We start from the raw sequence: 12,568 nt of genomic DNA, 5'->3' as shown, positions 1-12,568 counted from the left end.
CACTGTGTGCACGGTCCTGTTGGCCATCTCAGCCGCCCACTCGTTGTGAAGCAGGTACAGCGAGGTGAAGGGAACGTCTTTGAAGTCCGGGCCTCGTGGTGCCTGACGCAGATCCTCCGGTAGCCGATCCCTGAGTGAGTTCACCCTCGAGCCGAGGCCGGTGTTCGGTCCGTCCCAGCCGAACACCGCGCCGATCTTCCAGCGTGCGGCCCAGAGCAGGCGAACGGGCATCGGAGCGCTGTCGGGGAAGGTGCCCGAGTCGTCCGACACCAGGGTCGATACCAGACGCGGCAGATCGTCCGGGCCGCCTGGCGTCCGTAGCGCCCAGACGTCCTCGAACTGAAAATCGGGAGCGATGTCGTGGATCCGCCATGGCCGCGACGTATGGGCTGTGCTTGGCAGCTTCATGTGGGCTCCTCATCCGGTGGCAGGACAGCCGCATCGCCTCGCGCTTCGACTGCGGGCGCAACGGGTGGCAGACCGAGCAGGCCGCGAACCGCCCGTTCGGCAAGCTGGGTATCGAAGGGGGCTTGCCCGGCCAACTCGATCCCCACTGCCTCGACGACACCGAGAAAGGCTGATGCCATGGCTGCGGGCGGTGGCCCGGGAGGGATCGCGCCGCTGCTGCGCGCGGCGGCAATCAGGGCGGCACAGCTGGCGGCGAGCCGGTCAACAATCGTCGCGATAGCTCTTCCGACTGGGTGGTCCTGCCCGGTGAACTCAACTCGAAGCGTCACCATGGCGCGGGCCATTTCGCGGCGGCAGTAGGCGGCGTGGCCGCGTGCGATTGCTATGAGCGCATCGACGGGGTGAGTTTCCTGGTCGGCGCGACGTCCCACCTCGGCATTCCAGGTCTCCTCGATCCACCCGACCACCGCCAGCGCCAGGTCTTCCTTGTTGGCGAACAGGTGATACAGCGCGCCGCGGGTGTAGCCGGCCTCGTTGGCCACGCGTTCGAGCACCAAATTGGCGTACCCGTACGTGGAGAGACCTCGCGCCGCGGCCTCCAGCAGGGCGCTCCTGGTTCGGGCGCGCCGGTCCGCCTGCCTGCGGCGAACGCTCCCCGAGATCTCTGCCGTCGTCATGACACTCTACATACGTACATGCATGTAGGTTATCCGGTGCGCGAGGGTTAGGCCAGGCGAAACCCCTCACCCGTCGGCATGATCTCGGACACTGCGCTCCCTGGGCGACCGCGCAAACCAGCCCAAGCAGCGCCGAGTCGTGGGAGTGGGGAGAGGCCGGGAACACCGCGGGCTGTCCGGCCCGCAGACGCACGCCAAAGCCGTACCCGGCGGCCTGGGGTGATCATTGGCTAGCTAGGCAGGCAGCAGCCGCGTCTGCTCATCGGTGACGAGCAGTACCTCGCCGTCGCGCAGCGCCCAGTGAGGTCGCCCTGCGGTGGCGTATGCCGCCGAGACTGCGTCACAGGCCACGCTTTCCGGATGGCTGGGGGAACGCACGTGCGGCACGAACGGGCGGTCAAGCACGCCAAGCCCGGTCATGATCGGTTCGCTGACGGCGGCGGGGTTGTCGACCAGTTCCAGGCCGTTGAGGTCAGGAGCCAGTACGCAGGCTCCGGCGCTGTAACCGCCGTAGACAACCGCGTCGCGACGTAGCAGATCGTGTAGCAGAGTGTCGGTGCCCGTGTCGGCCAGCACCCGGCGCAGCACGAAAACGTTGCCGCCACGGACCCACACGATGCTGTAGGTGGCGAGGCTCGACACCATGGCGGGCTCGTGCAGGTCGATCACAGTGACGTCGAGGCCAGCCGCTTCGAGATCGTCGATATCGCGTCGAAGGCCGGCCTTACGCAGCCCAGCGGGGAACCCGTCGAGGGCGTTCGGGATCAAGGCGGTCCGCCGGTCGTTGCCGGCCAGGCCGACAAGCCGGTCAGGATGCGCCCCGGTACGGAATGACGACAGGTACAAGCGCATCGGAGCAGTATGACTCCACGAGCAGGGTTCGGGTGGACGCGTCGACAATTGTCTCGGCGTCGAGGAGGTCGCCGGCGGGGTTCTGGCGCCTGCGGTAGGTGAAGATCAGCGAGCCGGTGGGGACGGCGTCGAATGTGGCGGCCGGGCTGACGCGGTGCAGCAGCCGCAGGTTGGAGGCGTGGGTAGGTCAGGGCTTCTCGGTGTGGCTGCGGCCGAGCGTGTCCATGGCACCCCACCGGCCCGGTATGCCGAGGAGTTCGATGCCATCGATGGACGGCGGAATGAAGGTTTCGACAATGAGGTGATCGCCGTGCGGCTGGAGTCCTAGCATGACGCGAAGAAATAGGAGGGGGCTCCGGCGGACCACGCTTGTGGGCTACAAGCGGTCGGGTATTCAACCGGGTACGTCGTGCGAGTCCGGTCGTACCCAGCGAATGCCTCCGGTAGCCGCCCCTCAAAGAATTGCGCAGCTTGGATCATTGCCTCGCAGATTCTGGCGGCTTCGTCTCGGAAGCCGTACCGCCACAGACCCCAGGCGATGAGCGAATTGCCGAACGGCCATACGGTGCCGAGCAGCAGTCCCCCGATCGCTGCTGCGGGTGCTCCGAGAGGACGAGCACCAGGCGAGACCTGCTGGGCGACCAGCCCCGGCGGGTATCGGGATCGGAAACTGGCCCGGTAACCGGGGGCGTTGTCACCAATGCCCCCTGGACGGGCGACCCGCCTATCGATGGACGGTTGGACGGCGTCTGGACGGGTAGACGGGCGTCCGAGACCCGGTGGGGAGCAGCTGGCCGCGTCGCCCCAGGAGGTCTGCGAAACGCCTCGGAGGGCTGGATGTCCGATCCATCGGCGACGCCGCGTGACGTCGTGGAGCTGCGAGTACACGGTGTATCCGGTGCTGAAGCGGAACGGATGCTGGATCAACGGCTGGTGCTGCAGGTGGCAGGGGATCGCAGCGGCGGGTTCTACCGGCCCCGCACTGCCGATCCCGACGTTGCGGAGGATCCTGAGACCCAGGAGGCGTATCGCTGGAGCGAACTGCCGTCTGGTACGGCGGCGCGGACGTTGTCCTTGGTGTTCCTGCTGCCGTTTCTGTTGTGCAACGTGGCTATCTGGATGCGTCCGACGGCTCCCGGCACCGGGGCGGGAGTGCGGGCATTGTGTCGCGTACTCGCGCTCAGCTTGACTCTGCTTTTCGTGGTGTCCGTGTCGGGGGTGGCGCTGGACCTGGTCGCGTGGAGGTGCATGGCTAGTCCGGACTGCTTGGCCGGACGTGCCTGGTTGTCCTGGCTCGGCGGGCGGCCGGCCGGTCTGCGGCTGGCCGTGTCGGCGTTGGTGCCGATGGCCGCCATTGGCCTGGTCTGGTGGCTTGCGGGCCTTGCCGGGCGCCCGTACGCCGTGCTTGGAACCGCCGCGCCCGTCGATGCCGTTCCGCGGCCGCGCCTTGCGGCGGTCGGCCAGTGGGATTCCGGGCCGATGGTGGGGCGGCTACGCTCGATTCATGTGGCGGCAGCCTTTGCCGCCCTCAACGCCATTCTGCTGACCGCGCGGGCTGCCGCAGCCGCCTCACCTGTCATCGTCGTGCTGGCGACCGCTACGGGAACGACGTTGCTCGCGTGCGTGGCCCTGCTGTGCGCCCCGCCGGTGATCGACCGACCGGCGCCTCATCGGCGCATGGACGGCGCGATCCGGGCGCTACCGAAGATCAGTTGGTGTCTGACCGTCCTGGTGCTGATGTTCGTCCTGCTCAGTCCTGAGCCCTGGGCGGCCACCGCTGCGTTGCCAGGCTACGGCGCGACAGTGGCCTGGGTCCTTAGCGTCCAGACGGCGATACTCGTCGCACTCGGCGTTGTCGCGTTGATGCGCCGACGCGGCGACCGGCGGCCGGGAGAGCCATTGCGTGGGGTGGGCGCACCTGTCATCGCCGCTGTGGCAACCGGCCTGGCCGTGGCTTTCGCCTCGGACCTGGTCCACCAATCCGCTGACCTGCTGGACCGCCACGCATCAGCCGCCGAACGGCTGGCCACCAGCCCTCCGTTGACATACACCTGGGCGATTCTCGGCTTCTTCCTGGCGGTGGTCGCCGCACTGATCGTTGCTGGTTTCACCATCCTGGCCTCCCGTCGAGCTCGAAACACTGAGGCCAGGGCCATTGTGCAGCGGGATTTCCCGAACGCTCCGCCCGATGCGGCGCCCCGGCTTGACCAGGTACGCACCGCCATCGCCAAGGCTCGGTTCACCGAGCGGCTGGAACCATTGACCCTGGCCTACGCTGTCCTGTTCGCGCTCGGCCTGGCAACCAGCACCCTCGGCCTGCTGCAACTGCACCCCGGCGAGGTACTCGACAGATACACGGTCATCCCCGTGGGGCTGGTCACCTTCCTGGTGACCATGGGCAGCTATGCGGTTGCGGCTCTCTTCCTCGGCCTCGTGATCGGTGGGATCTTCGCTTACCGCACACCCGAGTTCCGCCGTTACGTGGGCGTGCTCTGGGATCTCGGTACCTTCTGGCCGCGTGCCGCCCACCCGTTCGCCCCTCCCTGCTACGCGGAACGGGCCGTGCCCGAGCTCAGTCGACGCATCACGTACCTGGTCGAGAGCGGGCAGGCGGTGTTACTCACCGGACACAGCCACGGCTCAGTGCTCCTGGCCGTGACTGTGCTCCAGCTACCGGGAAGGATCAGCCAGCGCGTCGCACTGCTGACCTACGGCTCACCGCTGCGCAGGCTCCATACGCATCTCTTTCCCGCGTACGTCGACCAGGCGGTGCTGCACGAGGTGGGTCAACGGCTGGACTGGCGATGGGTCAACCTGTGGCGCGACACCGACCCCATCGGCAGCTGGATCTTCTCGCCGCACCGACCGGGGGAGCAGCCAACCGTCGCCGGGCCCGCCGGTGCCGTTGATCGACGGCTGCGTGACCCGTCGGAGGTGGTCGTACCTCCAGGTGACAGCGTCCCACCCCCGGTTATGGGGCACGGGCCGGACGAGTCCGACGAGCGATTCCGCGAGGCTGTACGGGAGCTGACCCGACGGCTCCGCGCCCACGCATGATCGCGCCAGGAGTGCATCTGCCGGCACCTGCTGCGCCCATGGCCGGCTATCGCTCTACCCCCTACCCTTCATTCGGTGGTGACCGGCTGGTCGATAGTTACCGTCCCCGTGGCGCCGTCGACCGTGATCAACTGCCCGGTCCGGATGCGCTCGGTGGCGCCTGGGACGCAGATCACGGCGGGGATGCCGTACTCCCGTGCCACGGTCGGCCCGTGCGCCATCACCGCGCCGGTCTCGGTGACGAGTCCACCCGCGGTCAGGAACAGCGGCGTCCACCCTGGGTCGGTCGTCGGCGCGACGAGGATCTCACCGGGCTCGATCGACGCGTTTGCCAGGCTGCGGACCACGCGGGCGCGGCCGGTGGCCCGTCCTGATGCCGCGCCGGTGCCGGTGAGCGTGTGCCCGTCGGAGGCGCGGGCCGGCAGGAGCGTCTCCACGTCGGTGCCGTCGGAGAGCAGGGCGACCGGGACGGTCCGGCGCCGCAGCTCCCGCGTGTACGCCGACCGCCGTCCGGCGATCACCTCGCGCAGGTCATGGCCGTGCTGCACTGCCGTGCGCAGCTCGGGCAGGGTGAGGAACATGACGTCGTCCGCGTGTTCGAGGACACCGTCTGCCTCCAGTTCGGCGCCGATGAGAAGGAGGCGTCGGCGTCGGTCGCGCAGCGCGTACAGTCCGGCGAACTTGCCCGCCTCGCGCAGTCCGGACAGCTCCCGCGACCGGCGCAGGAGGAAGCCGGTGAGGCGGCCTCGCACCAGCTGCTCGCGGCGTGCCCGCTGGGTGAGCTGGGCGAGCATCGCCTCGGCCCTGGCTGCGGCGTGCTGGAACCGCCGGTCCGGGGCCTGCTCGGGGTCGGTGACCCGCAGGTAGTTGGCGAGCATCGTGAATACCGGCGTCGGATTCTCCGACCAGCGCGGCACGCCGACGTCGACCTCTGCGGCTGACCTGTGGCCGTAGCTGTCGAGGAACGTGCTCAGGCCGATGTCGGGCAACTCGCCCGTCAGATGGGCGGCGGCGAGGTCGCCCGGTGGCGTGCGCAGGAGGAGCTCGCGGTACGGCATAGCGCGCTGGGCCACCTGCCAGAGCGCGAGATCCATCTCGATGGTGACGTTGTACGGCATGCCGCCGAGCACGGTGTGGATCTCGTCGTCGCTTGCGATCCCCTTGAGCAGCGGCGGCAGCGCTGCGGACACCAGGAGTCCGCTGACGACGGGCCAGACGATCCTGTCGAGCCGCGTCCTTGCGTGCGTGGCTTCCTCGACGAGGTCCAGCAGCTCGGCAGCCGCGGACGGGTCGGCCACCTGCTGCTTCCGCAGGCGTTCGATCTCGCCGAACACGCGTGCCCGCGCCGCCGCCGGGCGGGCCAACGCGCGGAGGATCCCGGCCACCGCCTTCGGTGCAGTGATCAACGCGGCTGCGCTGGGCCGGCGACGGGCAGCCTTCTTCGGGGCGAACCGCAGGTCGTCGAGCATGTGCTCGACCACCGCCTGCGCGCGTGGCCCGAAGTCGACAGCCATCAGTTTTACAAGTCGCCGTCGGGTCGACGGGTCGCGCAAGGCGTCAGTCAGATCGCCGTACAGCCGCCCGCCGATGTCGACGATCTCGACCGTGAGGCCGAACGACGCGAGCATGCCGGCGAGCATCGACTTCAGGGTCGACATGCCCATCGGTGTCGTCGGCTGGAGCATGCCCTGGACGTGGCCGAACTCGACGTACAGTCGCGGGCCCGGCTTCGTGCTCGGGGGAGGAGCCGGGAACAGCGTTGTGATCGGCCGCGACTGCAGCAGCCATAATGTGCCGTCGCGGTCGTAGGCCCACTCGATGTCCTGCTCGGCGCCAAGCCGGTGGTGGAGTCGCGTGCCGACCTCGCGAAGCTCCGTCAGCCGGACCGGGGTGAGGCAGCCGTGTTCCGCCGGTTCCGTGCCGTCGAGCACGTAGTGGTCGGCGGACGTCGTCCCGTCGACGACGGCCGTGCCCAGTCCGGGTGCGGCGTTGACCACTGCCTCACTTCGCGAGCCGGTGAGCGGGTTGGCGGTGAAGAGCACGCCGGCGACCTCGGCATCGACCATCCGCTGCACCACGACGGCCATGCGTGCGCTCTCGTGCGCGACTCCGACGGCCTCGCGATAGGCGGTTGCCCGGTAGCTGTGCAGCGAGTCCCAGCAGGCGTGGATCGCCTTGAGCAGCTCCTCGATGCCCGTCACCGACAGGTACGTGTCCTGCTGGCCGGCGAAGCTCGCGTCCGGTAGGTCTTCGGCGGTAGCGCTGGATCGCACCGCGACCGGCCCGCCGCCGAGTCGGTCGTACGCCGCGAGCACCTCGTCGCGCGGCACCTCGCCACGGTGATGCGCCGCGGTCGTGACGCAGAAGCCGTCCGGCACTCGTTCGCCCAGGCGGATCAGCGCGGCGAGGCCGGCGGCCTTGCCGCCCACCAGGTCCCGCTGTGCCGGGTCGATCGCTGTCAGCTCGAGCACGTCCATGCCGACCACCTCCGTTTTCCAATACGACTGCAATGTATCCCCTTGGCAATACGATCGCAATGTAAAGTGGGAGGCATGCCCCGCAAGGTCGACCACCGCGAGCGCCGGGAGCTGCTCGCCAACGCCCTGATGCGGCTCGCCGCCGCGCAAGGTCTGGAGAAGGTGAGCCTGCGGCAGGTGGCGGCCGAGGCGGGGGTCTCGACCGGCATGGTGCAGCACTACTTCCGCACCAAGGACGAGATGATGACGTTCGCCCTCGGGATGGTCATGGACCGGATCCGCGAACGGTCGCAGGCCGAGGCCGCACCGACGACACCGCGTGAGCTTGTCCGTGGACTGCTGCTGCAGGTGTTGCCACTCGACGAGACGCGTCGGCTGGAGAACCACGTCGTCCTCGCCTTCCTCGCGTACGCCGCGCTGAGGCCGTCGATCGCTTCAGGGCTGCGCGAGGGTGCCGCGGGGATGCGGACGTTCCTGGCCGGCCAGTTGCGGGCAGCTGCTGCGGACGGAATCGACCCCGATCATGCCGCCGCCGGGCTCCTCGCGCTCGTCGACGGACTCGGCCTGCAACTGCTGTCTCATCAGTACACCGAGGCGGAAGCGGTCGCCGCACTCGACGCCCAGCTCACACTCCTTTTTCGGCCGGCCGCAACTTGATCTTCAGCGCTGTGGCGGGTCGCGGTCGCCCGGCTCATCATGGCGACAGCCCTTTTGGCCGACCGGCCGTCGTGGCGAGCGTAGAGAATCAAGGTCACAACGCGCCTCCGAGGCTCTGGATCGAGCGAGTCGGGACATCCAAGCTGTGGTACCCATCGCCCCGGTCGTCCAAGTAGAGGCGGCTCCCGTGGGCCGCCAGCACCGTCCAGTCGTTGATCGGCCGTCCCACGGGATCGATGATCCGCACCGGCCCAATAGGCGCGACATCATACTCGAACACCACACCTAGGTGCAGGTTGTCGGACGGCCCGTCGAGCTCGGTCGCCGCAGCCAGTAGCAGCCGCCCTAATGGGTCTGGCTCATTGTCAAACGCGATCGCTCGAACGTTTTGTAGGTCGCACGGGTACAACTCATGGGCGCCGCGGTGGTAGTAGTTCAGGAACGGTCGAGAATACGACCAGACATCGTCGGCGGTGGCGTTGACAGCCTCCTGGTCATCACCGTAGTCGGAGCCCCACAGCCGGTCGCCGTGCACGTCCCACCGCACCAGCGCGGAGCCCATGACGCTGTCCCACCCCTGCTCGCCGTGACGCGTCCAGATCGTGCCCGCCTCGTCCACGGTCAGCTCCTCGATGTCGTCCCCGAGGGCTAGCGCCCGGCTGTGGGTGCCGTCGGCGGTGAAGACATGGGCGTTGCGCGGGTTCCATCCCTGCCCCGTCCACGGCGTCCGGGGAGAAACGATGAGCGCTCCGTTGTCGGGCAGCAGGGCGAGCATCGGATGCGATACCGGCAGGTGGGCAAGCGGCGTCCTCTCCCAGGAACCCGCCACGTGATGAAGCAGCACCGCCGGGCAGGGTGGCGCCGGTTCGTAGAAGGGCAGCGCATCGCCGTTCGGTGAGCGGACGAACCCCCGGACGGACTGGGGCTCCGTGGTCGCGAGTACCGCGATACCGCCCCACGCCGTTGCTGTCGCACACACGACGACTTCCCCGGGGGCCAGCGGTGCGGAAGAGGCGACGCGCGTTGCCCTCATGGTCCAGCTTCGATCGGACGCCATTGATTTCAGCCGGTTGTTCTCGGGTGGTCGATGACGCGGGCAATCACGTTGGCTTCTGTTCCCTGCCGAACTTCATTGGCTGAGAGTTTCACGGTGAGGCGGCGGTAGCGGCGGCTCGTCCACGACGAGTGCTCGCGCCTCCTCCGGGCTGAGGATGCGGCCAGCGGCGAACGCGGCGGCGTACTCGTTGTCGCTGAGCCCGACCATGGCAGCGGTGCTGATCCGTTCCACATCACCGCTCTCGGCCGGTTGAAGCGGTACACCTGTCGACTCCCGGGCAGCAGCAGCCGCGCCGAGCAGCCGGGCCGCCAGGACGTACTGGCCGGCGAGTGCCTCAACGCCGGCGAGCCCCTCCAGCGCCAGGGCCAGGGCCCGGGCGTCCCCCAGGTGATGGGCGGCGGCGAACCCGGCCAGATGTGTCTCGCGGGCCGTTGCGGCGTCACCGCGTTGCTCGGCGACGAACCCCATCTCGGCCAGGACTATGCAGTTGCCGGGCTCAAAGTCGACCTGCCGGTACCACTCCAGAACCACCCTTAGCTGTTCCTCGGCGAGATCCAAATCTCCAGCTCGGCGGGCACCCAGGGCCAGCCCGATCCGGGCGTACATCTCACCGGGCTTGAAGCCCTGGTCGATCGACAGCCGCAGCGCCCGTTCATGTAGGTTTCGCGCCCGGTCAAGCTCGCCCATCAGCAGGGATATCCGTCCCAGCCCGGAGAGTCGGTCCGCAGCCTCGGTCCACAGGCCAAGATCCTCAGCGATGGACAGGCCTTCGCGGTGCAGCCTGGCGCCCTGATCGTAGTCGCCTGTGATCTCGGCTAGGGCCGCGAGCGGATACACCGTCTGCAAATGTCCCCACCGGTCCCCAAGCTTTCGAAAGAGTCGGGCGCTGAGGGTGCCGTCACGCCGTACGGCGGCAAGGTCGCCACGAACCAAGGCCTGCTTTGCTCGCTCGCTCAGCGCGACCGCCACTCCCCACTTGTCCCCGGTGATCTCAAACCTGGCGAGGGCCTGGTTGTTCAGATTCTCACTGGTGACCAGGTCGCCCGTGACGCAGAGGGCGAGACCCAGGAACCAGCGGGAGCGAGCCAGGCTCTGCGGGTCGTTGAGGCCGTCGTAGACACGCAGGGCCGTCATGCTGTGCGCTGCCCGGTCCGCGACCGTGCCAGCTAGCAGGGCGATGCCGGCCTGCCAGGTGATGGCGCGTGCCCGGTCGGGGGTGACCACCGAACTGTCGAGGGCCAGAGCGCTGGTCAGTACCCACTCGGCGTCTCGGAGCCGGCCGCGGAGGAACCAGTACCACGCCGTGCCGTTGGCCAGCCGCAGGGCCCGGTCGGCAGCACCGTCGGAAACGGCCCGGTCAAAAGCGCGGCGAAGGTTGTTGGCCTCGAGGTCGAGGCGCTCCAACCACTCTTGCTGGTCCGGCCCACGAAGATGGCCGTCGGCCTGCTCGGCGAAGTCGATGTAGTAATGCTGGTACCGCTCATGAACGAGGTCATCCTCATCGGCTTGGCGCAGTCGCTCGACACTGTAGGCGGCGACCGACTCCAGCAGCCGGTACCGCGGCCCGCACGGCCCGTCGATCAGCACGACCAGGGATCGGTCCACCAGTCGGGCGAGCACGTCCAGGACATCCTCAGGAGGGACGTCGTCGCCTGCGCAGACGCGTTCGGCCGCGGCAAGCGTGCAGCTGTCGGCGAAAACCCCGAGCCGGCGCAGCAGGGTCTGTTCTGTGCCGGTCAGCAGGTCCCAGCTCCAGTCGATCATCGAGCGAAGCGTCTGCTGTCGGGGCGAAACGCCCCGAAGCCCGGTGGCCAGCAGGCGGAAGCGATCGTCGAGGCGCGCGACGAGTTCCTGCATCCCGAAGGCGCGTACCCGGGTCGCTGCCAACTCCAGAGCCAGGGGGACACCATCGAGACGTTTGCAGAGGACGGCCACGGCATCCGCGTTCGCCGGGGTCAGGGTGAAGCCTGGTGCCGCTGCGGCTGCCCGGGCGACGAACAGCTCGACGGCGCTCGAACGGCGAAGCGCCTCGGTGTCCCGCCCAGCGGAATGGTCAGGCAGATCCAGCGGAGGAACCCGCCACACCACTTCCCCCGGCAAGCCCATCGGCTCCTGACTGGTCGCCAGTAGACGGAGACGGGGTGCTGCGGGCAGCAACGACTCGACGAGCCGGGCGACATCGTCGACGAGGTGTTCGCAGTTGTCGAGAAGTAGCAGGATGTCGCGCCCGTGCAACGCGCTGGCCAGCCGGGCGCCGGCATCGACGAGCTGACCATCCGGGACCAAGGAGCCTGCTGCGTCCTCTCGGATGTTGAGCACGGCCATCATGGCGCCGGCCACTGCTGCCATACCGTCGGTTCTCTCGGACCGGCCTAGGGCTGCCAGCTCGACCAGCCAGGCGCCGTCGGAGAACCGATCCGTGAGGCGTGTAGCCACTTCTACCGCAAGACGTGTCTTGCCCACGCCACCCGAGCCGACCAGGGTGACCAGTCGGCTCGTCTGTAGGAGCGCACTGATCTCTTCGACGGCTGGCTGCCGCCCGATCAGCTTGGTGATGGGCGTGGGTAGGTTGCTCCGCGGCCGGGTGGGTGGGTAGTCAGGGAGGTCGGCTTGTAGGTGGCGATCCTGGCGCAGGATCGCCGCCTGCAGGTCGGCCAACTCGGGGCTCGGGTCTACGCCCAGTTCGTCACTGAGGCGCAGGCGTAGCTCTCGGGCGCTGGTCAGGGCCTCGCTCTGCCGGCCGGCGCGGTAGAGGGCCCGCATATGGACCGCGCGTAGCCGCTCCCGGAGGGGATAGCGGTCCACGAGGTCACCGAGTTCCGCCGCAAGCTGCATGTGATCGCCGCGTTGGAGGCGGGCCTCGGCATTGTCCTCGACTGCCGCCAGGTGGAGTTCCTCAAGCCTGCCGTAGGCAGCGCGAGCGAACGGAGCGTCGGCGAACTCGGCCGCGCTCGGATCCCGCCACAGTGCCAGTGCCTCGGTGAACAGCATCACCCGTCCACCCGGGTCCGGAGTGTCGCGGGCTCGGGCGGTCAGGGCAGTGAAGACGCCGATGTCGATAGCTTGCGCCTCGACGTCGAGCCGATAGCCGGCGGCCTCGAACACGATGAGAGCACGCCTGCCCGGCTCGGCCGCGTCCAGAGCGCCGCGTAGGCGGGACACCTTGGCTTGCAGGGCGCCGATCGGATCGGCCGGAGGTAGCTCCTCCCACAGGTCCTCTACAAGTCGATCGACCGACACCGGACGTCCCCAGTGCAGCAGAAGATCGACAAGGAGTGCACGGACCTTCACGCCGGGGATCCGTACCGGCCGGAAGTCTTCCGTCCGCACCCTGAGCGGGCCGAGGACCTCGAAGCGCATGGCCGCAACGATAGCGCCTGCTT

General features: G+C 68.5%; 8 protein-coding genes and 2 pseudogenes. 2 read left to right on the top strand and 8 right to left on the bottom strand.

Annotated features, from left to right (window positions below; genetic code table 11):
• From Van01_RS32140 to Van01_RS33365, 4 genes and pseudogenes are all read right to left on the bottom strand, one after another.
• On the bottom strand, positions 1 to 408 hold a 408-nt coding region (locus Van01_RS32140), incomplete at its 3' end, for a DUF2867 domain-containing protein (protein ID WP_204015638.1).
• The gene (locus Van01_RS32135) at positions 405 to 1,085 is read right to left on the bottom strand and encodes a TetR family transcriptional regulator (RefSeq protein ID WP_204015636.1); all 681 of its coding nucleotides are present in this window, start codon (positions 1,083 to 1,085) and stop codon (positions 405 to 407) included. The genes Van01_RS32135 and Van01_RS32140, both read right to left, overlap by 4 nt.
• Before the next feature lie 234 nt (positions 1,086 to 1,319).
• On the bottom strand, positions 1,320 to 1,937 hold the full coding sequence (locus tag Van01_RS32130; RefSeq protein ID WP_204015634.1) for a Type 1 glutamine amidotransferase-like domain-containing protein: 618 nt from the start codon (positions 1,935 to 1,937) through the stop codon (positions 1,320 to 1,322).
• Between the two features lie 187 nt (positions 1,938 to 2,124).
• Positions 2,125 to 2,519, bottom strand: a pseudogene (locus Van01_RS33365) (glycogen debranching N-terminal domain-containing protein); the annotation flags it as partial.
• Here Van01_RS33365 and Van01_RS32125 point away from each other — a divergent pair.
• The gene (locus Van01_RS32125; RefSeq protein ID WP_239099426.1) at positions 2,400 to 4,994 is read left to right on the top strand and encodes a hypothetical protein; all 2,595 of its coding nucleotides are present in this window, start codon (positions 2,400 to 2,402) and stop codon (positions 4,992 to 4,994) included. The pseudogene Van01_RS33365 and the gene Van01_RS32125 overlap by 120 nt on opposite strands.
• 68 nt (positions 4,995 to 5,062) lie before the next feature.
• Here Van01_RS32125 and Van01_RS32120 read toward each other — a convergent pair whose 3' ends face one another.
• Complete coding sequence (locus Van01_RS32120) at positions 5,063 to 7,567, bottom strand: PEP/pyruvate-binding domain-containing protein (RefSeq protein WP_239099425.1); 2,505 nt, start codon at positions 7,565 to 7,567, stop codon at positions 5,063 to 5,065.
• On the opposite strand from Van01_RS32120, the gene Van01_RS32115 reads away from it, so the two are divergent.
• Complete coding sequence (locus Van01_RS32115) at positions 7,547 to 8,128, top strand: TetR/AcrR family transcriptional regulator (RefSeq protein ID WP_204015632.1); 582 nt, start codon at positions 7,547 to 7,549, stop codon at positions 8,126 to 8,128. The two genes, Van01_RS32120 and Van01_RS32115, sit on opposite strands and share 21 nt — an antisense overlap.
• Before the next feature lie 94 nt (positions 8,129 to 8,222).
• On the opposite strand, the gene Van01_RS32110 is transcribed toward Van01_RS32115, so the two are convergent.
• The 3 genes and pseudogenes from Van01_RS32110 to Van01_RS33360 all read right to left on the bottom strand — a co-directional run.
• Positions 8,223 to 8,972, bottom strand: coding sequence for a hypothetical protein (locus tag Van01_RS32110; protein WP_204015630.1), 750 nt, complete (start codon positions 8,970 to 8,972; stop codon positions 8,223 to 8,225).
• A gap of 285 nt (positions 8,973 to 9,257) precedes the next feature.
• A complete protein-coding gene (locus Van01_RS32105; RefSeq protein ID WP_239099427.1) occupies positions 9,258 to 11,843 on the bottom strand; it encodes an ATP-binding protein in 2,586 nt (861 codons plus the stop codon).
• A 33-nt stretch (positions 11,844 to 11,876) separates the two neighbouring features.
• Positions 11,877 to 12,545: pseudogene (locus Van01_RS33360) on the bottom strand (AfsR/SARP family transcriptional regulator); the annotation flags it as partial.
• Positions 12,546 to 12,568 lie beyond the last annotated feature (23 nt).

It is taken from the genome of Micromonospora andamanensis, from assembly GCF_016863495.1.
GTDB classification, from domain to species: Bacteria; Actinomycetota; Actinomycetes; order Mycobacteriales; family Micromonosporaceae; genus Micromonospora; species Micromonospora andamanensis.
This window is presented reverse-complemented; position numbering and strand designations above follow the sequence as displayed.